Below are 21,355 nucleotides of genomic sequence, written 5' to 3'. Positions count from 1 at the left end.
GGCTCCGTTTCCGGCCCGACTTCGTCGGATTCCTTCGTCTTGACACTGATCCGGGGGCCGCCGCAACGGGCCATCCATGGCCCGGTGCGGCCTGCTCGGCGTCCTGCCTCGCATCCCCCGGATCAGCGCCACGACTCAGCCGTCACTTACGTCGCAATCGGCGTCGTCAGTGCCATCGTGGTAAAAAAGCGCTTTTATGTTCAGTGATTGCGGGTAAGGCATGACATTGCGCTGCAACACAGATGTGACGCAGAGCACTACCTAGCCTATGCAAACGCATTGCCACGACAATCATCTCAGTGGTTGTAAGCCCGCTCATTATGCTCGGCCAGGTCCAGGCCCATCTCTTCTACTGACTCGTGAGCCCGCAGGCCGATCAGTGCGTTGACTGCTTTGAGGATGATCCAGCTGACCGCAAAGCAATACACGGTGGTGAAGAGCACGCCTTTGACCTGTGCAATGACTTGCGCACCCATGGTCACCTCTGGCACCAGCCCGCCCAGTGCCGGTACGCAGAAGACGCCGGTGAGTACCGCGCCGATCATGCCGCCGATGCCGTGCAGGCCGAAGACATCGAGGCTGTCGTCGTAGCCCAGGCGTTTTTTCAGGACGGTCACGCTCAGGTAGCAGAACACTCCGCACAGGACACCAATCGCCAACGCGCCGCCGACGCCGACGTAAGCACAGGCAGGCGTGATGCCGACCAGACCGGCCAGCGCACCACTGGCCAGGCCCAGTGCACTCGGTTTGCCGACCTTGAACCATTCGGTGAACATCCAGCCGAGAATCCCGGCGCAGGCACCCACTTGGGTGTTAAGCATGACGATGCCGGAAGTGCCGCTCAGGCCGCCGCCAGAGCCGATGTTGAAGCCGAACCAGCCGACCCAGAGCATCGCCGCGCCGGCCATGGTCAGGCTCAGATTATGAGCCGGCATGGGTGTGTTCTGATAACCCTTGCGTTTGCCCAGCACCAGACAGGCTGCCAATGCTGCAACACCGGCATTGATGTGCACCGCAGTGCCACCGGCAAAATCCAGCACGCCCCAGTTGTGCATCAACGCACCCGCCCCGCCCCAGACCATGTGCGCGACCGGCGCATACACCAAGGTGAACCAGAGCGCCATGAACAGCAGCGCGGCAGAGAATTTCATGCGCTCGGCAAAGGCTCCGGCAATCAGTGCAGGCGTGATGATGGCGAAGGTCATCTGGAAGGTCACGAACACGCCTTCCGGGATTTCACCGACCAGGCTATCGGGGGTCATGCCCGCCAGAAAGGCGCGACTCAGGCCACCGACGAAGCTGTTGAACGTTACCTGCCCTTCGACCATGTTGCTGGTGTCAACCACCATGCTGTAGCCGTAGATCACCCATAGCACGCCGACTACACCGGCGATGCCAAAACACTGCGTGAACAGCGAGAGCATGTTTTTGGCCCGCACCAGTCCGCCGTAGAACAGTGCCAGCCCCGGAAGGCACATGAACAGCACCAGGACTGCTGCGGTGATCATCCATGCGGTGCTGCCGGTGTTCAGGACTGGCGTTTCGGCCGCCTGCGCCCAGGGCGCCAAGGCACTGAGAGTCAGTAAAGCCAGTAGGGATTTGCCGTGTAGACGATTGACCATGTTCAAAGCTCCCGCGAATGAATGGAAAGTGTCTGGCAGCAAGGAAGGTCATTGAGACAGGCGAGGCTCTTCGGCCTCTTGAGGATTAAGCTCTCGTTCCCACGCTCCGCGTGGTAATGCCTTTCGTGATGCCCTGCGTCACACAGCGGTTCTGCGATGTCAGGTGGATTGGAGTTCGACTCAGGGCACCTTTTCGCCCCTCGGCGAGTGACTTTGAAGGATCAAAGTAACCAAAATCCCGGCTCCGTTTCCGGCCCGACTTCGTCGGGTTCCTTCGTCCTGACACTGATCCGGGGGCCGCCGCAACGGGCCATCCATGGCCCGGTGCGGCTTGCTCGGCGTCCTGCCTCGCATCCCCCGGGTCAGCGCCACGACTCAGCCGTCACTTACGTCGCACTCTGCGTCGTCAGTGATATCGCGGTAAAAAAGCGCTTTCGTTTATGTGCAGTAACTGCGTGCAAGGCAAGACTTTGTGGCGCATTTGAGACCTTTGATGCGAAGCGTCGTGAGACGCGTGCCAATTCACATTGCAATCAATACCCCGACCCCGAACCCGGTATCCACGACGTCCCTGCCAATGGCACGCGCGCCATGGCCGCAGACTCGACGGTCAGTGCCACCAGATCTTCCGGGTCGAGGTTGTGCAGGTGTGATTTGCCGCATGCGCGGGCCATGGTCTGGGCTTCGAGGACCAGAACGCGCAGGTAGTTGGCCAGACGCCGCCCGCCTTCGACCGGGTCGAGGCGCTTGGACAACTCTGGGTCCTGGGTGGTGATACCGGCCGGGTCACGGCCGTTCTGCCAGTCATCGTAGAAACCCGCTGCCGAGCCGATCTTTTTCAGCTCTTCGTCCAGACGTGGATGGTTGTCGCCGAGTGCGATCAGCGCTGCCGTGCCAATCGCTACCGCATCCGCGCCGAGTGCCATGGCCTTGGCGACGTCGGCACCGTTGCGAATCCCGCCGGAGACGATCAGTTGTACCTTGCGGTGCATGCCCATCTCTTGCAGCGCCTGAACCGCTTGCGGGATGGCGGGCAGAATCGGGATGCCGACGTGTTCGATGAACACTTCCTGAGTGGCCGCAGTGCCACCCTGCATGCCGTCGAGCACGATCACGTCTGCACCGGCTTTCACTGCCAGCTTGACGTCGTAGTAAGGACGGCTGGCACCGATTTTCACGTAGATCGGTTTTTCCCAGTCGGTGATTTCACGAATTTCGGCAATTTTGATCGCCAGGTCATCAGGGCCGGTCCAGTCGGGGTGACGGCACGCCGAACGCTGATCGACGCCGACCGGCAAGGTGCGCATGCCAGCCACGCGCTCGGTGACTTTCATGCCCAGCAACATGCCGCCGCCACCGGGTTTGGCGCCCTGCCCCAAGACGATTTCGATGGCATCGGCCTTGCGCAGGTCGTCCGGGTTCATGCCGTAACGCGACGGCAGGTATTGATAGACCAGATGCTGCGACTGGCCGCGCTCTTCCGGGGTCATGCCGCCATCACCGGTGGTGGTGCTGGTGCCCGCGATGGTTGCGCCACGGCCCAGCGCTTCCTTGGCATTGGCCGACAACGCACCGAAGCTCATGCCTGCGATGGTCACCGGGATTTTCAAGTACAGCGGCTTTTTGGCAAACCGATTGCCAAGCACCACATCGGTGCCGCACTTCTCGCGGTAGCCTTCCAGCGGGTAGCGCGACACGCTGGCGCCGAGCAGCAGCAAGTCGTCGAAATGCGGCAGTTTGCGCTTGGTGCCGCCGCCGCGAATGTCGTAGATGCCGGTTTCTGCGGCGCGCTGGATTTCCTGAATGGTCAGGCGATCGAAGGTGGCCGACTCGCGCAGGACTGGAGCTGGTTTGTTGTTTGTTGGGTCGCTCATGGTAGTGCTCCTGGATCAGTACGCGGAGGCGTTATCGACTTTGAAGTTGTACAGCTGGCGAGCCGAGCCGTAGCGCTTGAAATCCTCGGCCTTCTCGTTGAAGCCTGCGCGATTGAGCAGTTCCTGCAACTCTTGCAGGTGCTCGTCGCGCATCTCCTTGGCGATACAGTCGGAGCCCAGCGATTCAACCTTGCCTTTGACGTAGATCCGCGTTTCGTACAGCGAATCGCCCAGCGCATCGCCTGCATCGCCGCACACCACCAATCGACCGGCCTGGCCCATGAAGCAGCTCATGTGGCCGATGCTGCCGCCGACCACGATGTCGATCCCCTTCATGGAAATCCCGCAACGGGCACCGGCATCGCCTTCGATCACCAGCAAACCGCCATGCGCCGTGGCACCTGCAGCCTGTGAGGCGCTGCCCTTGACCCGCACGGCGCCGGACATCATGTTTTCCGCACAACCGACGCCGACGTTGCCGTGCACGGTGATCGAGGCTTTCTGGTTCATGCCCGCGCAGTAATAGCCGGCATGGCCCTGAATATCGATGGAGATGGCTTCGTTGACGCCGACCGCCAGGTTATGGGCGCCGTCGGGATGTGTGACCAGCCATTCACGGTCCTGCAGGTCCTTGACCTGATCGTGCAGGGCCTGATTGAGGTCGCGCACGCTGGCGCTGGAAAGATCGACAGTTTTCATGGGCGTGCTCCCTGCGCTGGTTCGCGTTCCCAGATGTACATAGTGGCCGGGACCGGTTCCCAGACCCTGGCGTTTTCAATCCCCGGCAAGCTGGACAGCGCCTGGTATTCCGAGGCCATGGCAACGTAATCGTCAGTTTCGGCAAGAATCGCCGGCTTGCAGGCTATTGGATCGCGAATCACCGCAAAGCCGTTGCGCGTGCCGATGGCGAAGGTGAAAAAGCCATCGAGGTCTTCCAGCGACTTGTCGAGCGCCTGCTTGAGGCTGTCGCCCTGTTGCAGACGCCAGGCCAGATAACCAGCGGCGACTTCGGTGTCGTTATCCGTCTCGAAATGAATGCCTTCACGGCGCAGGTTCTGACGCAGACGGAAGTGGTTGGACAGCGAGCCGTTGTGCACCAGGCACAGGTCGGAGCCCGTGGAAAACGGGTGACTGCCTTCCATGGTCACCGCACTTTCAGTGGCCATGCGGGTATGGCCAATAATGTGGCTGCCCTTCATGGAAGCGAGACCAAAGCGGGCGGAAATCTCCCTCGGCAGGCCCATGCCCTTGAGAATCTCGATGCTCTGCCCGGCGCTCATGATGCGCACGCTCGGTGCCAGTTCCGCCAGCGCAGCACGCACAGGGGCTTCTTCTGCCTGAATCTTCAGCACCACGGCGCTGGCGTTCTGGAACCAGTCCAGCGGCGCATTCAACGTGCCTTCCAGCGCCGCTATCAGCGCCTTGAAATCATAGTGCTCGGTGGTGGCTTGCAAGGTCAGCTTGACCCAGCCATCCGCCACCTCATCGCCATAAATCGCAAACCCGGCACTGTCTGGTCCACGGTCCGTCATAGCCTCAAGCATCGGCTCGAACAGCTTGCCGAGCTGCGACTCCAGCGCCGGGTTTTTCAGGTACAAACCAACGATTCCGCACATAAGCCTCACCTTGTTCGGGAGCGGCAAGCTTTTAGCTACAAGCTGCAAGCTAGAAACCAACCGCATAGACAGAAAAATCAAATACGCCGCAATCCAGCTTCTGCTTGCCGCTTGAAGCTTGAAGCTTGAAGCTTGAAGCTTGAAACTTGCAGCTGCTCCACTAAAAGAATTCGATATAGCGCTTCACTTCCCAGTCGCTCACGTGGCGGCTGTATTCCACCCATTCCATGCGTTTAAGGCGGATGAACTCGCCAACGATCTCGTTGCCCAGCACTTCGGCGAACAGCGGGTCGGCTTCCAGCGCATCGCAGGCTTCCTTGAGCGACTGCGGCAGGGTCTTGATGCCCCGTGCGGCGATCTCTTCAAGGCTCAGCTTGTAAAGGTTCTCGTTGCAGACGTGATCGATTTCCAGCTGGCGGTCGATGCCGTCCAGCCCGGCGGCGATGATCGCGGCGCTGACCAGATAAGGGTTGCAGCCGGCGTCCGGCAGACGAAATTCCAGGCGGCCATACGGCACACGCACCATCGCCGAGCGGTTGTTGGCGCCGAAGGCGATGAACGCCGGCGCCCAGGTCGCGCCGGACAGCGAATTGCCCACCACCAGGCGCTTGTAGGAGTTGACCGTGGGTGCGGCGAAGGCACACAACGCAGGGCCGTGAGCCAGCAACCCGGCCGCGAAGTGATAGGCCATCTTCGACAGGCCCATGCCACTCGGGTCGCTGGCGTCGTGGAACAGGTTCTTGTTGCTGGCGCTGGCAATCGACAGGTGAAAATGCATGCCGTTGCCCGCTCGCTTGGGATCGGGCTTGGGCATGAACGAGCAGATCATGCCCATGTCATTGGCGATTTCGCCGGCGGCCATGCGGAAGAAGGTAAAGCGGTCCGCCGACTCCATGGCATCGCTGTAGGTGTAATTGATCTCGAACTGGCCGTTGGCGTCTTCGTGGTCAATCTGATAGATGTCGAAACCCACTGGCTGCAAGGCTTCGGTCAGGCGCTCAAGAAACTCCCGGGAGCGCGACAGCCCTTTGTAGTCGTAACACGGCTTGTCGAGGTTATCGCTGGCATCGACCATTTGCAGGCTGCCAGCGGCATCGCGCTTGAACAGGCTGAATTCGGGCTCCAGCCCGGTGTTCAGGGTCCAGCCGCGCTGGCTGAGGCGTTCGACCTGTTTTTGCAGCACGTAGCGGCTGTCATAAGGCCAGGGATGCCTTCCACATGGCCGATGCACACCACTCGCCCATAGCCCGGCTGCCACGGCACCGGCGTCAACGAAGACAGGTCGCCCTTGGCCATGAAGTCCGGGCCGTGAGGCTCCATGCCCATGCCGCAGATCGCGAAACCGGCGAACCCTGCGCCGTCTTCGGCAACCATTGCCAGGCCCGTGACAGGAACCGATTTGGTCTTGGACGAACCATGAATATCCACGAACTGAGCCAGCACGTACTTGATGCCGTGCTGTTCGATCAGACGCTGCGTTTCGGGTGGCAACATGGGACGTGTCTCCTGGCATGCGCAAAAGGTTTCAGGAAGGGACCGCTGTTCACTGCCTGCCGTTTTATTCCGAACAGGAAATTTACTTTCCCTTAGGGAATGCAAAGCGCTTGCCAATCCGCTACGCCAGAAATTGACAACACGTCCAACCGGGCAATCCAGCTGTTTATAAGGGCTGTTTATGTGGGAAGCTTGTTTCCTTGAGGGAATAATCCAGAACCGCAGCTACAGTTACAGGGCTGGAACGCACATTCCCAGTGCGAAATAAAAATTATTGAACGGAAACCGTGCACAGCCGATGAATATGCCGAACGAACCGCATCCCAAATTGAAGCTCGAGCAATACCTGGGCATTCAGATCAAGCGCCAGCGCCAGGCGCAGGAGCTGAAACTGGCCGATGTCGCGCGTATCGCCGGTATCAGTCAGGGCATGTTGAGCAAGATCGAGAACGCGCAGGTGTCCACCAGCCTCGACAACCTCAGCCGTCTTTGCGACGTACTGGGCATGCCCATGTCAAAGCTGTTCAGCCAGTACGACCAGCAAGGCAGCAGCGCGCTGCTGGTCAGGGCCGATGAAGGGCTGGAGGTGGTCCGGCGTGGCACCGAGAAAGGCCACACCTATCACCTGCTCAACCACACCCGTGGGCCGAAGAAGAGTTTCGAGGCGTACATGGTGACTATGGACGATGCCAGCGAGGAGTTTCCCACCTTCTCGCACCCTGGCACCGAGTTTCTTCACTTGCTGGAAGGCGAGCTGATCTACCGGCATGGCAATCAGCTGTACCCGATGCAGGCCGGTGACAGCCTGACTTTCGATGGCGACATCCCCCACGGCCCCGAGCAACTGGTGCAAGTGCCGATCAAGCTGCTGTCGATCATGAACTACGGTGCGCAGGGGGATTGAAATCAGGCGGGAGGCGGCACACCTTTCGGCATGCCGCCTGTGCAGCAGTTACAAGTATTTCAACCAACTGATATCCCGGCGACGCGCCTTGAGTGCGGAGAACCAGCGCACGGCCGGAAACAGCACCACGGCCAGCACGACCGACGTCAGCCAGACGCCCCACATGTGGTCGAAGCCGAAGTATTTGCCCTGGTTCGCCCCCCAGATGGCCAGCGCGATCAGGTACAGAATCTTCAGCACGTACAGGTGCAGCAGGTAGAAAAACATCGGTGCCGAACCCAGCACCACCAATGGTCGCAACCAGCTTTTCTCCTGACTGCGCTCGAACGCGATCAGGATCAGCATGCCGATGCCCAGCGTCAGGCTGATGAACAGCAGCGATGGCGGGTACTTGGTGATGTTGAAAAAGCTCATGACCGTTTGCGTAGCCGTCTCACCAACGCTCCACGGCTTTTCGCCATAGCCGTTGATCATGCGCAGCACCACAAATCCCAACAGCGCGCCCAGCCCGCAGGCCCACAGATTGCTCCGCCGCTTTGCTGCGTCAAAACCTGCCACAAACCATGGCCCGGCAGCGTAGCCCAGCGCAATGATGCCGATCCACGGCAATAACGGATAGGACGTGCGCAAGCGCAGGTTATCGGACACCTCGATCCAGCCGCGATCATGAAGAATCGCCCACGGAATGTGCATGGCAGACTCGACGCCGAAATGCAGTGAGTCCAGCAGGTTGTGCCCGGCAATGATCACCACACCGATGACCACCAACGCCCAGCGCGGCAGGTACACCATCAGCGACAGCGCCACCATGCTCAGGCCGATAGCCCAGATCACTTGCAGGTAGATGACGGTTGGCGGGAACTCGAAGGTCCAGGCGAAGCTCACCAGCGTGAATTCCAGCGCGATCAAAAACAGCCCGCGCTTGAGCAGGAACGCCGAAACGTCGCTTCTGCCCTGATATTTCTCGCCATACAAGTACGCCGAAAGCCCGGTCAGCAGCACGAACAACGGCGCACACAAATGCGCCAGTGTGCGACTGAAAAACAGGGCGGGCTCGGTGCTCGCGATCTCCATTGGGTCGAGGACTTGGCGATGCAGGAAGAACGTTTCCCGCACATGGTCCAGCAACATGAAAAGAATTATCAGCCCGCGCAGAGCATCTATAGAGCGAAGCCGGGATGCCGGCGCGCGGGTTGGTTGAACAACTGCTGTCATGAAAAATCCAGATCCGTAGCCGGAAGTGCAATGAGTCGATTGTGTTCTGTGTCAGAACTCGTTCTGAAGTGCCTTGTAGCCGCGCACCAGGTCAATGTTGGTGTGCGCCACGTCTTCGGAAAACTCCGAAGCCGAAATGCTCACCGGTGGGAATTGCGAAAGATCAGTATTAGGCCCGATCCGGGTAGTGGACGGCACGTAAAAATTCTCCGGCAAATCGCGACCGTCGACCACCGAGTTGTGTCTGACCACACTGCCGTTGCCGACCTGGCAGTTGAACAACACGCTGTTGAAGCCGATGAACACGCGATCTCCGACCATGCAAGGTCCGTGCACGATGGAGCGGTGGGCAATCGAGGTGAACTCGCCAATGGTCACCGCCGCACCGGATTTCGAGTGAATCACCACGCCATCCTGAATATTGGAATTGGCGCCGATGACAATCGGCTCCATGTCGCCACTGGCATCGACTTCGTCGGCGCGGATCACCGCGTACGGGCCGACGAAGACGTTGTCCTTGATGATCACTTTGCCGCAGATGATTGCGGTTTTGTCGATGTAGGCAGACTCGGCAATAACCGGCAAATGGCCGGACGGATTTTTACGGATCACGGTAGGAAGCCTCAGGACAGGTAGCTGGAAGTCTGCGCGGCTGCATCATGAGGATGCAGGCTCTCGAAGTGACGCACGCTGACGCTGGAGGCTGGGTAGCGGCCCTCAAGCGCCTGCTGGATCTTGCGCGCGGCGTCTTCGACGTACATCAGGTTCTGGCCGTTGAGCCTGGCAAAGGCTTGCTCGTCGGCACGCTTGACGGCGGTCTGCACCGGCGTGCCCAGCGCCTGTTCGACCGTATCGATCAGCGCCATCAGGCCCATTTCGGTGGCCTGCTCCGCCACGCGCACCTGCACCGTCGCCACACTGCGCTGGCTGTGCGGCGTGGCATACGAGGCGTTCTCGCGCAGCCAGGCCGCGACCTGCATGGGGTCAACGAACGACTGGCGGCCAAAACGGGCGACAAACGCTTCTTCCAACAGTTGTCGGGACAGTGCCGCCGAGCATGGGCAAGTGGACGAGTAAGTGATATCGGCAGAGACGTCGAGGCACAAACGCCCCGCCCGCCAGACGGCCTCAAGCTTGACCGGATAGGACTTCCAGCCGCTGAGCCCTTCGGTAACCAGCGCCGGACGGCGGCACAACAGGTTGAAGGTCAGCGTGATGCGGGCGCCGCTGGAGTGACAATCGACATGGCTCTCGACCATCGCCTCCAGCAGCGCAGATAACGTCTCGGGCGTGAGCACCTGATGTTCGGCAAAACCGTCAAGCAGCCGGTAAAGCCGCGACATGTGGATGCCCTTGACGCTGGGGTCAGTCAGATCGACCTGCAGGTCTGCGTAGGCATGAACCGGGTGGGTGGCACCCTGCTCGCCCAGCGTCAGCGGCACTTCGACGCCTTGCATGCCGACCCAGTCGAGTGCAATCAGGGCCGAGGACACTTCCGTCAGGGCAACGTCTGGGAGGGGGCTGTTCATGGTGTCGGTCGTCTCGCTGGCGAACCTCGCCACAGGGGGCGAAGCATGATGTTGGCGGCCGGGAACCGCAGAGCGTGCAACCGCAAATTCGTTACACTATAACATCATAATTACCAGCGCCATCAACCCGACATGCAGCGCGCCTTGTACAAACGATATGACGCGGCGAAAAAACAGCCAGCTTTCAGGTTTTTGCCAGTTCTTCAATAAGAAAATCCCGAAATGCCGCGACCGCTGCCGGAAGGTTGCGCCCCGCCATGCTTTGCAGTTCGATCCGTCGCGCTTTCATGCCTTCATCGCTGATCGGCAGCGATTTAAGCTGCTTTTCATGCACCCGCTTGTCCAGGGTCATTTCACTGGACAGGCTGATCCCGCCCTCTTCGCTGACGAACCTCAACAGCGAACCGATGTAGTTACTGGTCAGCACCGGGTCGAACATCAGGCCTTGCACGCCGCAGCAGATGTCGAACAACTGGCGCAACGTCGTGTCGGTGTTGGTCAGCGCGATGGCGTACGGCTGCAGTTCGGCCAGTGCGACCTCCTTGCGTGAGGCCAGCGGGTGGTTGTGGCTGACCACCGCGCAGATCGCGCCGCTGTGAATATGCTCGACCTTGATTTCGTTCTGCGGCGTCAGGCTGAACGTCAGGCACAGGTCGGCATCGCCCGAGCGCACCCGCTCGGTGGCCTGAGCCGGAGCGCAGACCTCCATCGAGAAATGAATCCCCTGATAAAGCCGCCGAAAACGCGCGATGCATTGCGGCAGGAAATCCAGCGCAAAACCCTCCGAGCAGGCAATGCGCACATGGCCGCGCTGCAAGCCTTGCAGCTCGGTGATTTCCAGCACGACCTGCTCGGCCTCCAGCTGGGACTTGCGCGCATAGGCCGCCAGACGAATGCCCGCCTCGCTGAGCATCATGCCGCGCGCCTGGCGCTCGAACAGCAGCGCATCCAGCTCGCGCTCCAGTTTGCTGATCTGCCGACTGACCGCCGACGAGGCGACATTGAGGCGCACCGAGGCCTCGCTGATTGACCCGCAACGCGCCACTTCAAGGAAGTAGCGCAGGGCCGTGGACTGCACACCATAGAGCTGCATCAGTACTCCTGCGTTGCCTTATCGGCAATGAAAGGTTCTAAATATTGTGCTTGTGGCATTGATACGCTTTGCCTAGAGTCGTGTCGAGGCCCGCTACTCGATCAAAAGAAAATCAGAGCCTCGCTGTTACTTCCCTTTTCGCATTTGCGCCCCACTGCCCTTTGATACATCCACTTTGCCTTTTGGAGACGACGGCATGGGAATCAAGGGTTTCGCTCGCAGCATCGCGCTATTGAGCCTGTTCAGCAGTTTTTCCGCCCTGGCCGGCAAGGCCGACGACACACTGGTCTACGCCTCCGACAGCGAACCGGAAAACATCAGCCCCTATCACAACGATTTGCGCGAAGGCGTGATTCTCGGCCGCCTGATCTGGGACAACCTGGTCTACCGCAACCCCGATAACGGCCAATATGAACCCATGCTGGCCACCAGCTGGAAACAGGTCGATGACACCACCATAGACTTCCAGCTGCGTGAGGGCGTGAAGTTCCACAATGGCGACCCGTTCACTGCCGATGACGTGGTGTTCACCCTCAATTACGTGGTGTCGCCCGAGTCCAAGGTGGTCACGGTACAGAACGTCGACTGGATCAAGAGCGCCGAAAAGCTCGGTGACTACAGCGTGCGCCTGCACCTGAAAAAGCCCTTCCCGCCTGCGCTGGAATACCTGTCCAACGCCGTACCGATGTTCCCGAAAAAGTATTTCGAACAAGTCGGCATAGCCGGATTCAGCCGTAAACCGATCGGCACCGGGCCTTACAAGGTCACGGCCATCGCCACCGGCGAAGGCGTGAAGATGGACAAGAACCCCGACTACTTCAAGGACAGCCCACAGGGCCAGCCGAAGATCGGTCATATCAACTTCCGGGTCATCGCCGATGCCGAAACGCGACTGGCCGAGCTGATGACTGGCGGCATCGACTGGACCTGGCGCGTAGCCCCCGACCAAGCGGAAAACCTCAAGGCCATGCCCAACCTGGTGGTCACCAGCGGCGCGACCATGCGCATCGGCTTTCTGATTCTCGACGCGCGTGGCACCTCGAGCGCCGATTCGCCGATGAAACACCTGAAAGTACGGCAGGCGATCAACTACGCAATCAACCGCGACGGCCTCGCCTCGCAACTGGTCGGCGGCGAGAGCAAACCGCTGCAGGTCGCCTGCTACCCTGGCCAGTTCGGCTGTGACACCACGGCCGCCACGGTCTACAACTACGACCCGGCCAAGGCCAAGGCACTGCTCGCCGAAGCCGGTTACCCGAACGGTTTCGAAACCGAAATCTTCGCCTACCGGGACCGCGACTACGTCGAAGCGATCATCGGCAACCTACGCGCCGTGGGCATCAACGCCAAGCTGCGTTACCTGAAATACGCCGCCCTGCGTGACCAGCAGCGTGGCGGCAAGGTGCCGATGTCGTTTCAAGCCTGGGGCTCGTTTTCGATCCTCGACACCTCGGCCTCGGCCGGGACCTGGTTCAAGGGCAACCCCGACGACAACATCAAAGACCCGCAAGTCCAGGGCTGGCTGCAGACCGCCGACAACGCGCTGGACCCGCAAGTGCGCAAGGACAACTACCGCAAGGCCTTGCAGCGCATCAGCGAGCAGGCGTACTGGGCGCCGTTGTTCAACTACTCGATGAACTACGCCTACGTCTCGGACCTGAACTTCAAGCCTTACCCGGACGAGCTGCCACGTTTCGTGCTGTCGAGCTGGAAATAGGCTGATCGCGACGTCAATCGGTGACACCGGCTGCGAGGCACACGATATGCCTTGCAGCATCGGCCACCCACTTGTTACCCCTCGGACACAAGGTCACTTGCCATGTTCGGATTTCTCTTGCGCCGCCTGGGCATTGCCTTGTGCGTAGCGATTACCGTGTCGGTGATCAGCTTTTCCCTGTTGCACCTGTCCGGCGACCTGGCCACGGCCATCGGCGGGCCGGAAGCCAGCAGCGAGCAGATTGAACAGATCCGTGTGCAATACGGCCTCAACAAGCCGTTGGTCACGCAGTATTTCGAATGGCTGGCCGACGTGGTGCGCCTTGATTTTGGCGACTCGTTCTTCTTTCAGGAGTCGGTCTACAACCTGATCGCCTCGCGCCTGTCGATCACCCTCGGGCTGGGCGCAATGGCCCTGAGCATTGCGCTGCTGATCGCCATTCCGCTGGGCGTGCTGGCAGCGGTGAAACGTGACACCTGGGTTGACCGGCTGGCGCTGAGCATCGCGGTGCTGGGCCAGGCGATGCCGAGTTTCTGGTTCGCGCTGATGCTGATCGTGGTGTTCTCGGTCACCCTGAAATGGCTGCCGGTGTCAGGCAACTCGACCTGGGCGCACTTCGTCATGCCGGCGATTGCGCTGGGTTATTACGCCACCCCGGCGATCATGCGCCTGACCCGTGCCGGCATGCTCGACGTGCTCAATTCCGATTACATCCGCACCGCTCGCGCCAAGGGCCTGCGCCCCGCCACCGTGCTGTTCAAGCATGCGCTGCGCAACGCGCTGATTCCGGTGGTGGCACTGGCTGCCGTGGAGTTCGGCTTCATGCTCGGCGGTTCGGTGGTCATTGAAACGGTTTTTTCGCTGCAAGGCATCGGCCAACTGGCCTGGGACGCGATTGCCCGTGACGACTTTCCAGTGGTGCAGGCGGTGGTGCTGTTGATCGCGGTCATCTACATCGTCCTCACGCTGCTGGCCGACGTGCTCAACGCACTGCTCGACCCACGCATCCGCGTGAAATAGGAGGCCCCATGAGCACAACCACCTCATCGCCGCTGATCATCAACGATTATCAGCCACCGGCGCGCAGCGTCTGGCGCACGCTGCGCAACAGCTTCGGTCATCGCGGCTTTGCCATCGGCGCAGTGCTGCTGTCGATCATCCTGTTCGGTGCACTGTTCGCCCCTTGGCTGGCGCCCTACGACCCTTACGCACAAGACGTGATGCTGCGCATGAAACCGCCCGTATGGATGGCCAATGGCACTTGGGATTACGTGCTCGGCACCGACAAACTGGGCCGCGATTACCTGTCGCGCCTGCTCTACGGTGCGCGCATATCATTGTTCATCGGCTTCTCGGCAGCGCTGATCTCTGGCGTCATCGGCACCATCATGGGCTTGTTGGCGGGCTACTTCGGCGGCAAGGCCGACGCGCTGATCAGCTACCTGATCACCACGCGCCTGGCGATGCCGGTGGTGATGGTCGCACTGGCCTCTGCGTCGTTGATCGGCGGTTCGCTGAAAGTCGTGATCATCCTGCTCGGCTGCCTGCTCTGGGACCGCTTCGCCGTGGTGGTGCGCGCTGCCGTACAACAAATTCGCGACGCCGAATACGTGGCCTCGGCGCAGGCATTGGGCTGCTCGACGCTGCGCATTCTGGCCAGCGAAATCCTGCCCAATCTGGTCGGCGCGCTGATCGTCGTCGCCACGCTGGAGATGGCTCACGCGATCCTTCTGGAATCGGCACTGTCGTTCCTCGGCGTCGGCGTGCAGCCACCCATTCCGTCCTGGGGCCTGATGATCGCCGAGGGCAAACCGTACATGTTCTTTTCCCCGTGGGTCATCGCCATTCCCGGCATCGCTCTGATGGTGCTGGTGCTGGGTATCAATCTGGTCGGTGACGGCCTGCGCGACCTGATCCTGCCCGACGGGCGCAACTGACAGAGGAGATCCGCACATGGCGCTGTTGCATGTTGAAAACCTGCGTGTCGAGATCCCGCTCGGGCAAGACACGCTCCACGCAGTGCGCGGCCTTGACTTTGAAGTCGAGCGCGGCGAAATGCTGTGCATAGTCGGCGAATCGGGCTGCGGCAAATCCCTGACCTCGCTGGCGCTCATGGACCTGCTGCCGCGCAAGGCCCGGCGTACCGCGACCACGCTGAGCCTGGACGGCATCGACATGCTGACCCAGAGCGAACGGCAAATGTGCGACCTGCGCGGCAATCGTCTGGCGATGATCTTTCAGGAACCCATGACCTCGCTCAACCCGGCATACAGCATCGGCGATCAGCTCAGCGAAGTGCTGACCCGGCATCGCAAGGTGTCACGCAAGGAAGCCCTGCAGCGTGCAGCGCAGATGTTGGAGAAAGTCGGCATCAGCAACGCCAGCGAGCGCCTGCGCCAATACCCGCACCAGTTGTCGGGCGGCCTGCGTCAGCGGGTGATCATCGCCATGGCGCTGATGTGCGAACCGGACGTGATCATTGCCGACGAGCCCACCACCGCGCTGGACGTGACCATTCAGGCGCAGATCCTGCGCCTGATCCGCGACATCCAGAAAGAGTTCGGTCTGGCGGTGATTTTCATCACCCACGATTTGGGGCTGGTGGCGCGGATTGCCGACCGGGTGGCGGTGATGTACGCCGGGCAAATCGTCGAAACCGCCCCGGCTGTCGAGCTGTTCGAGAACCCGCAGCACCCGTACACGCGCGGCCTGCTGGCGAGCATCCCGATCCCCGGACGCACCCAGCCAGGCCAGCCGTTGGGTTCGATTCCAGGGTTAGTGCCCAGCCTGGTTGGCGAGCAACACGGCTGCGCCTTCCGCAACCGCTGTCCGCAGGCCATCGCGGCGTGCGCCGAAGATGTCCCTCAGGTTCACAGCCATAACCACATGACCCGCTGCCTGTTTGCTTCAGTGGGCGCAGAACCTGTGTTGCAGCGTGAGGGCATGAAGTCATGACTAATCAAGCCCTGAACGCCAGCATCAAAAAAGACATTGCTCTGGAACTGTGCGACATCCGTCGTGAATTCAGCATCAGCCGTGGCTTTTTCAAACCCAACGCCACCTTGAAAGCAGTCGATGGTGTATCGCTGCGTCTGATGCGCGGCGAAACCCTCGGGCTGGTCGGCGAATCCGGTTGCGGCAAAAGCACGCTAGCGAAGATGCTGCTGGGCCTGCTCGCGCCCAGCAGCGGCGATGTGCTGGTCAATGGCAAGCATCTAGCCGGCACCGACCGCAAGGAAATGGCGCGGCGCATCCAGCCGATCTTTCAGGACCCTTACTCATCCCTGAACCCGCGCAAAACCCTGCGCGAAATCGTCACCCTGCCGCTGATCGTGCATGACATCGGCAGCAACGCCGAACGCCGCCAGCGCGTTGAGGCGATGATGGACGTGGTCGGCTTGCCGAAACGCGTCATAGACAGCTATCCCAGCCAGCTTTCCGGTGGCCAGCGCCAGCGCGTGGCGATTGCCCGGGCGCTGGTGATGCGCCCCGACGTGTTGATCTGCGACGAACCAACTTCGGCGCTGGACGTGTCGGTGCAGGCGCAGATTCTCAACCTGTTGCAAGACCTGAAAAAGGAATTCGGCCTGACCTACCTGTTGATCAGCCACAACCTGGCGGTCATCGAGCATCTGGCCGACCGGGTGGCGGTGATGTACCTGGGCCGCATCGTCGAGGAACGCAGCCGGGAATCGCTTTTCGCCCGACCAGGGCATCCCTACACCCAGGCGCTGCTGGACTCGGTACTGACCCCCGACCCGCACCTGGGCATTCCCGATCTGGGCCTGCACGGCACCTTCCCCAACCCCATGTCGCCGCCGTCCGGCTGCGCGTTTCATCCGCGCTGCCCGAGTTGCATGGCGGTGTGCAAGGAAAACTACCCGATCGCTGGCCGCATGGAAGGCGGAACCGTCCGCTGCCACTTGCGCGACACCTCGAAAACCCTGGAGCTGATGCCCTCATGAGTAGCCGTTCGCATGCCATCGAAAACGCCACCGAGCAGTTCGACAACGGCACCTTTTTCGCCCTGCTCGGCGACAGCGTCGCTTATCCCACCCAAAGCCAGGAGGCCGCGAGCCTGCCGGAGCTTTATCGTTATCTGAACGAATTCATCACCCCGCACGTCGAGCGGCTTGGTTTCAGTGTCAAGGTGCACGACAACCCGGTGGCCGGACGCGGGCCCTTGATGATCGCCACCCGCATCGAAGACCCGGCGCTGCCGACCCTGCTCAGCTACGGCCATGGCGATGTGGTGCGCGGCTATGACGCGCAGTGGCAAGCGGGCCTGTCACCGTGGAAAGTCGTTGAGCGCGGTGATCGCTGGTATGGCCGTGGCACGGCGGACAACAAAGGCCAGCACCTGATCAACCTGACCGCCCTGGAACAGACCCTCAAGGCGCGCGACGGCACGCTGGGTTTCAACGTCAAACTGCTGCTGGAAATGGGCGAAGAAGACGGCTCGCCCGGCCTCAGCGCGTTCTGCCAGGCACACGCCGAAGAACTTGCGGCGGATATTTTCATCGCCTCCGACGGCCCACGTCTGGCAGCCGCGCGCCCTACCCTGTTTCTCGGCTCGCGAGGAGTGTTCAACTTCGAGCTGACGGTGAACCTGCGCGAAGGCGCGCACCATTCAGGCAACTGGGGTGGGCTGCTGGCCAACCCCGGCATCATTCTGGCCAATGCCATCGCCAGCATGGTCAATGAGCACGGCCGGGTGAAAGTCGCGGGGCTCATGCCCGCCGCCATTCCCGAAGCGGTTAAAACTGCGCTGGCGGATATCGAGGTCGGCGGCGGCCCCGGTGACCCGGACATCGACCCCGGTTGGGGCGACCCGGCGCTGTCGCTCAGCGAAAAGGTCTTCGGCTGGAACACCCTCGACATCCTTGCCTTCAAGACCGGCAACCCGGACGCCCCGGTACACGCCATTCCCGGCAAAGCGCATGCACTGTGCCATATCCGCTTTGTGGTCGACAGCGACTGCAACGCCTTTATCCCGGCGGTGCGTGCCCATCTGGATGCCAACGGTTTCACTCAGGTAGAGGTCCGGCAGACGCGCATGGATGTGATGCACGCCACGCGTCTGTCACCGGACAGCCCGTGGGTCGGCTGGGCGTTGGAGTCGCTGGCCACCACTACCGGCAAGAAGCCCGCGCTGCTGCCCAATCTGGGCGGTTCACTGCCCAACGATGTGTTCGCTGAAGTGCTGGGCCTGCCGACGGTCTGGGTGCCACACTCGTACCCGGCGTGCTCGCAACACGCACCCGACGAGCATTTGCTGGCGCCGGTGGTCAAAGAGAGTCTGCAAATCATGGCCGGACTGTTCTGGGACCTGGGAAAGGACGGCGCACGGCTGACGCGCGAGCATCGGGCACAGGAGCTGAGTAAATGAATGAGGCACAACGGCAGGCAACCGACTGGCTGAGCGGACAGTTTGAAGCGATGGAAGCGCTGTTGCAGCGCCTCGTCGATACCGACTCCAACAGCTACGACAAGGCCGGTGTCGATGCGGTCGGCGATCTGCTCACTGCGCACTTGAAGGCCGACGGGATCAGCGTCGAGCGCATCCCGGTCGAGGCTTTCGGCGATGTGCTGTTGGCTGAACTGCCCGGCGGCCCCGGCAAGCCGGTATTGCTACTCGGTCATCGCGACACGGTGTTCCCGAAAGGCACGACCGCTATACGCGGCTACACGAACGACAGCGAACTGGCCTATGGCCCTGGCGTGGCCGACATGAAAGGCGGGCTGGTGCTCAACTGCTTTGCCCTTAAGGCACTGAAACGAATCGGCCCGCTGCCGTTTCCGGTGCAGACTCTGTACACCGGCGACGAAGAAATCGGCTCCGCCAGCGCCCGTGTTCACATCGAAAAATACGCCCGTCAGGCGCGCGCGGTACTCAACCCGGAGCCAGGACGCGCCAGCGGCAACGTGGTCAGCGCTCGCAAAGGCGGTGCAACGCTGATCATCGAAGTCAGCGGCCGCGCGGCGCATTCGGGGGTCAACCACGCCGACGGCGCCAGCGCGATTCAGGCCCTGGCGCACAAAGTGATCAAACTGCACGCGCTGACAGATTATGCCGCGGGCATCACCACCAATGTCGGACTGATCTCGGGCGGCACCTCCAGCAATACCGTTGCACCCAGCGCCACGGCCAGGCTTGATGTGCGCTTTGTCGAGCTCAGGCAGTGGGATGAAATTCTCACGGCGGTCCAGACCATCGTCGCCGAAGAGGAACTGCCCGGCACATCCGCCAGGCTGCTGGAAGCCACCACCTTTCTGCCGATGGAAGCCCGGCACAGCACCGAACTGCTGAATATCTATCAGGGCCTCGCGCTGGAACTGGGTTTCAGCGTGGAAGGCGAATTCACCGGCGGCTGCGCCGACTCGGGCTTCACCGCCAGCCTCGGCATCCCGACCCTGTGCGGCCTCGGCCCGGTGGGCGGCAAAGTGCACACCGACCGTGAGTATCTGGAGCTGAACACATTGGTGCCCAGAGGTCAGGCGCTGGTGGCGACGATACTGGCGTTGGGGGATTTTTGAAGAGGATGACATTCGGGAGAACAGTTATCGTGCCCACGCTCCGCGTGGGTATGCAGTTCTGGACGCTCTGCGTCCGATACTGGCTCCGCAGAAGCGCAGAATACGTGTCCAAACAAAGACGCCTGGCGCGATAAGCCGTTCGATTTGTACAGTCCAGTGAGGAACATTCCATGCAAAACCGATCCGAGCTCCTTGGCAAATCCGCCACCGAACTGCGTGCACTGATCGGCAACAAGCAGATCTCGCCAGTGGAATTGCTCGACGCCTGCATCGAGCGCATTGAATCCCTCAATCCGAAAATCAATGCGTTCGCCGCCACCTGCTTTGAGCGCGCCCACGACGAGGCACTGCTGGCCGAGCATGCCGTTCTGCAAGGCAAACCGCTGGGGCTGCTGCACGGCCTGCCCATAGGCATCAAGGACCTGGAAGAAACCGCTGGCGTGCTCACCACCTACGGCTCACAACTGTTTCGCGACAACATTCCCGCTCAGGACAACCTGTTCGTGGCCCGTCTGCGCGCGGCCGGGGCCATTATGGTCGGCAAGACCAATGTCCCGGAACTCGGCGCCGGAGCCAACACCCGCAACGTGGTGTGGGGCGCAACCGGCAACCCGTTCAATCCCGAACTGAATGCCGGCGGCTCCTCAGGTGGCTCGGCCGCCGCGCTGGCGGTAGACATGGTGCCGCTGTGCAGCGGTTCGGACACCGGAGGCTCGCTGCGCATTCCCGCAGCACTTTGCGGCGTCGTCGGCCTGCGCCCTTCGCCGGGCCTGGTGCCGAGCGAGCGCAAGAAACTCGGCTGGACGCCCATCTCCGTCGTCGGCCCGATGGGCCGCAACGTCGCCGACACCCTGCTGCAACTGCGCGCCAGCGCCGGGCTGGCGCAGTCCGACCCATTGAGCTATGCCATCGCCGATGACGAATTCGCGCCGCGCACTGTAGACCTCAGCCAGCTGCGAGTCGGCTACAGTGAAGATTTCGGCACGTGCGCAGTGGACACTCATATTCGTGCGGTCTTCCGGGAAAAAATCAGCGCACTCAAACCGCTGTTCAAGTCCTGCGACGCCATCGACCTGAACCTGACCAGCGCCCACCGCACCTTCGACGTACTGCGCGCCGAAGCCTTCGTCGCCGGCCTACAGGACGCCCACGACCGCGACCCGGACGCGCTGGGCCCCAACACCCGCGCCAACTTCGAAATGGGCGCGGCGATGTCACTGCAAGATTGCGTCAAAGCGCATGGCGAGCAGAGCCGACTGTTTCGAGGCTTCCAGAAACAATTCGAACACTACGACCTGATCCTCGCGCCAACCACACCCGTGTCGCCCTTCCCCTGGAGCGAACTGTACCTGCGCGAAGTCAACGGCGTGCAATTGGACAACTACTACCGCTGGTTGGCGTTGTGCTACACCGTCACCCTGACCACCAACCCCGCCTTGTCACTGCCCTGCGGCACAGATCACCAAGGCATGCCATTCGGGCTACAAGTGATCGGCGGCTTTCGTGGCGACGCAAAACTGCTGGCCTGCGCCGAGGCGCTTGAACAAGCAACGGCGAACGATCCCCGCTTGTCCCGGCCACGCCCTGATCTGCAAAAACTGCTGGCGTCGGCGGTCGATCTGACGCATATCGTCACCCATCCACCGGTTTACGGAGGATCGAAGGGCGGGAAACCGGAGGTGGGGGCGATGTGAGGGTGGCGCAGCCAGCTTCGGAAAGATGAGGGGCAAAACCTGCCCCTCAACGCTGAAGCA

17 protein-coding genes and 1 pseudogene are annotated in these 21,355 nt (G+C 61.3%); 9 read left to right on the top strand and 9 right to left on the bottom strand.

All coding sequences use genetic code 11. The features are described from left to right. Window positions 1-296: 296 nt before the first annotated feature. The 5 genes and pseudogenes from PSPTO_RS13380 to glnT all read right to left on the bottom strand — a co-directional run bounded on the left by PSPTO_RS13380 (window position 297) and on the right by glnT (window position 6,606). A complete protein-coding gene (locus PSPTO_RS13380) occupies window positions 297-1,622 on the bottom strand; it encodes an ammonium transporter (protein WP_011104096.1) in 1,326 nt (441 codons plus the stop codon). Between the two features lie 533 nt (window positions 1,623-2,155). Next, window positions 2,156-3,496 (bottom strand): FMN-binding glutamate synthase family protein, encoded by a 1,341-nt coding sequence (locus PSPTO_RS13375; RefSeq protein ID WP_005762863.1) that lies wholly within the window; start codon window positions 3,494-3,496, stop codon window positions 2,156-2,158. Between the two features lie 15 nt (window positions 3,497-3,511). Further along, a complete protein-coding gene (locus PSPTO_RS13370) occupies window positions 3,512-4,195 on the bottom strand; it encodes a protein glxC (protein WP_005762866.1) in 684 nt (227 codons plus the stop codon). Continuing rightward, the gene (locus PSPTO_RS13365; protein ID WP_005762867.1) at window positions 4,192-5,112 is read right to left on the bottom strand and encodes a class II glutamine amidotransferase; all 921 of its coding nucleotides are present in this window, start codon (window positions 5,110-5,112) and stop codon (window positions 4,192-4,194) included. The genes PSPTO_RS13370 and PSPTO_RS13365 overlap by 4 nt, the downstream gene beginning before the upstream one ends. Window positions 5,113-5,272: 160 nt before the next feature. After that, window positions 5,273-6,606, bottom strand: a pseudogene (glnT, locus tag PSPTO_RS13360) (type III glutamate--ammonia ligase). Window positions 6,607-6,904: 298 nt separating this feature from the next. Here glnT and PSPTO_RS13355 point away from each other — a divergent pair. Beyond that, window positions 6,905-7,510, top strand: coding sequence for a helix-turn-helix domain-containing protein (locus tag PSPTO_RS13355; RefSeq protein WP_005762869.1), 606 nt, complete (start codon window positions 6,905-6,907; stop codon window positions 7,508-7,510). Window positions 7,511-7,558: 48 nt separating this feature from the next. Here the strand turns inward: PSPTO_RS13355 and PSPTO_RS13350 are convergent, their stop codons facing one another. The 4 genes from PSPTO_RS13350 to PSPTO_RS13335 all read right to left on the bottom strand — a co-directional run bounded on the left by PSPTO_RS13350 (window position 7,559) and on the right by PSPTO_RS13335 (window position 11,347). Beyond that, window positions 7,559-8,725 (bottom strand): DUF1624 domain-containing protein, encoded by a 1,167-nt coding sequence (locus PSPTO_RS13350; RefSeq protein ID WP_011104094.1) that lies wholly within the window; start codon window positions 8,723-8,725, stop codon window positions 7,559-7,561. A 51-nt stretch (window positions 8,726-8,776) separates the two neighbouring features. Further along, entirely contained in the window at window positions 8,777-9,337 is a 561-nt protein-coding gene (locus tag PSPTO_RS13345; protein WP_005617714.1) for a carbonate dehydratase, read from the bottom strand. Window positions 9,338-9,348: 11 nt separating this feature from the next. After that, complete coding sequence (gene folE2 / locus PSPTO_RS13340) at window positions 9,349-10,254, bottom strand: GTP cyclohydrolase FolE2 (protein WP_011104093.1); 906 nt, start codon at window positions 10,252-10,254, stop codon at window positions 9,349-9,351. Between the two features lie 184 nt (window positions 10,255-10,438). Continuing rightward, window positions 10,439-11,347: a LysR substrate-binding domain-containing protein gene (locus PSPTO_RS13335; protein WP_005762877.1), complete on the bottom strand. Its 909-nt coding sequence runs from the start codon at window positions 11,345-11,347 to the stop codon at window positions 10,439-10,441. 196 nt (window positions 11,348-11,543) lie between these two features. Between PSPTO_RS13335 and PSPTO_RS13330 the strand changes: the two genes are divergently transcribed. From PSPTO_RS13330 to PSPTO_RS13295, 8 genes are all read left to right on the top strand, one after another. Continuing rightward, a complete protein-coding gene (locus tag PSPTO_RS13330; protein ID WP_005738493.1) occupies window positions 11,544-13,064 on the top strand; it encodes an ABC transporter substrate-binding protein in 1,521 nt (506 codons plus the stop codon). A gap of 102 nt (window positions 13,065-13,166) precedes the next feature. Then, window positions 13,167-14,084: an ABC transporter permease gene (locus tag PSPTO_RS13325; protein WP_005617711.1), complete on the top strand. Its 918-nt coding sequence runs from the start codon at window positions 13,167-13,169 to the stop codon at window positions 14,082-14,084. Between the two features lie 8 nt (window positions 14,085-14,092). After that, window positions 14,093-15,001, top strand: coding sequence for an ABC transporter permease (locus tag PSPTO_RS13320; protein WP_005762883.1), 909 nt, complete (start codon window positions 14,093-14,095; stop codon window positions 14,999-15,001). A 16-nt stretch (window positions 15,002-15,017) separates the two neighbouring features. After that, window positions 15,018-16,019, top strand: a complete 1,002-nt coding sequence (locus PSPTO_RS13315; RefSeq protein ID WP_005762885.1) for an ABC transporter ATP-binding protein — start codon at window positions 15,018-15,020, stop codon at window positions 16,017-16,019. Further along, window positions 16,016-17,029, top strand: a complete 1,014-nt coding sequence (locus PSPTO_RS13310; RefSeq protein ID WP_005762887.1) for an ABC transporter ATP-binding protein — start codon at window positions 16,016-16,018, stop codon at window positions 17,027-17,029. Before PSPTO_RS13315 ends, PSPTO_RS13310 begins: the two co-directional genes overlap by 4 nt. Beyond that, on the top strand, window positions 17,026-18,453 hold the full coding sequence (locus PSPTO_RS13305) for a M20 family metallopeptidase (RefSeq protein WP_005762889.1): 1,428 nt from the start codon (window positions 17,026-17,028) through the stop codon (window positions 18,451-18,453). Before PSPTO_RS13310 ends, PSPTO_RS13305 begins: the two co-directional genes overlap by 4 nt. Next, entirely contained in the window at window positions 18,450-19,601 is a 1,152-nt protein-coding gene (locus PSPTO_RS13300; protein WP_011104091.1) for a M20 family metallopeptidase, read from the top strand. The genes PSPTO_RS13305 and PSPTO_RS13300 overlap by 4 nt, the downstream gene beginning before the upstream one ends. 170 nt (window positions 19,602-19,771) lie before the next feature. After that, window positions 19,772-21,295 carry an amidase gene (locus PSPTO_RS13295; RefSeq protein WP_005762891.1) on the top strand — a complete coding sequence of 508 codons (1,524 nt, stop codon included), beginning with the start codon at window positions 19,772-19,774 and terminating at the stop codon, window positions 21,293-21,295. Window positions 21,296-21,355: the final 60 nt, after the last annotated feature.

This window comes from Pseudomonas syringae pv. tomato str. DC3000, from assembly GCF_000007805.1.
Lineage (GTDB): Bacteria > Pseudomonadota > Gammaproteobacteria > Pseudomonadales > Pseudomonadaceae > Aquipseudomonas > Aquipseudomonas avellanae.
This window is presented reverse-complemented; position numbering and strand designations above follow the sequence as displayed.

What these genes read in the sequence shown, in the direction of transcription:
- PSPTO_RS13380 (WP_011104096.1), bottom strand. Translation starts at nt 1,622, where the DNA reads ATGGTCAATCGTCTACACGGCAAATCCCTACTGGCTTTACTGACTCTC.
- PSPTO_RS13375 (WP_005762863.1), bottom strand. Translation starts at nt 3,496, where the DNA reads ATGAGCGACCCAACAAACAACAAACCAGCTCCAGTCCTGCGCGAGTCG.
- PSPTO_RS13370 (WP_005762866.1), bottom strand. Translation starts at nt 4,195, where the DNA reads ATGAAAACTGTCGATCTTTCCAGCGCCAGCGTGCGCGACCTCAATCAG.
- PSPTO_RS13365 (WP_005762867.1), bottom strand. Translation starts at nt 5,112, where the DNA reads ATGTGCGGAATCGTTGGTTTGTACCTGAAAAACCCGGCGCTGGAGTCG.
- PSPTO_RS13355 (WP_005762869.1), top strand. Translation starts at nt 6,905, where the DNA reads ATGAATATGCCGAACGAACCGCATCCCAAATTGAAGCTCGAGCAATAC.
- PSPTO_RS13350 (WP_011104094.1), bottom strand. Translation starts at nt 8,725, where the DNA reads ATGACAGCAGTTGTTCAACCAACCCGCGCGCCGGCATCCCGGCTTCGC.
- folE2 (WP_011104093.1), bottom strand. Translation starts at nt 10,254, where the DNA reads ATGAACAGCCCCCTCCCAGACGTTGCCCTGACGGAAGTGTCCTCGGCC.
- PSPTO_RS13335 (WP_005762877.1), bottom strand. Translation starts at nt 11,347, where the DNA reads ATGCAGCTCTATGGTGTGCAGTCCACGGCCCTGCGCTACTTCCTTGAA.
- PSPTO_RS13330 (WP_005738493.1), top strand. Translation starts at nt 11,544, where the DNA reads ATGGGAATCAAGGGTTTCGCTCGCAGCATCGCGCTATTGAGCCTGTTC.
- PSPTO_RS13325 (WP_005617711.1), top strand. Translation starts at nt 13,167, where the DNA reads ATGTTCGGATTTCTCTTGCGCCGCCTGGGCATTGCCTTGTGCGTAGCG.
- PSPTO_RS13320 (WP_005762883.1), top strand. Translation starts at nt 14,093, where the DNA reads ATGAGCACAACCACCTCATCGCCGCTGATCATCAACGATTATCAGCCA.
- PSPTO_RS13315 (WP_005762885.1), top strand. Translation starts at nt 15,018, where the DNA reads ATGGCGCTGTTGCATGTTGAAAACCTGCGTGTCGAGATCCCGCTCGGG.
- PSPTO_RS13310 (WP_005762887.1), top strand. Translation starts at nt 16,016, where the DNA reads ATGACTAATCAAGCCCTGAACGCCAGCATCAAAAAAGACATTGCTCTG.
- PSPTO_RS13305 (WP_005762889.1), top strand. Translation starts at nt 17,026, where the DNA reads ATGAGTAGCCGTTCGCATGCCATCGAAAACGCCACCGAGCAGTTCGAC.
- PSPTO_RS13300 (WP_011104091.1), top strand. Translation starts at nt 18,450, where the DNA reads ATGAATGAGGCACAACGGCAGGCAACCGACTGGCTGAGCGGACAGTTT.
- PSPTO_RS13295 (WP_005762891.1), top strand. Translation starts at nt 19,772, where the DNA reads ATGCAAAACCGATCCGAGCTCCTTGGCAAATCCGCCACCGAACTGCGT.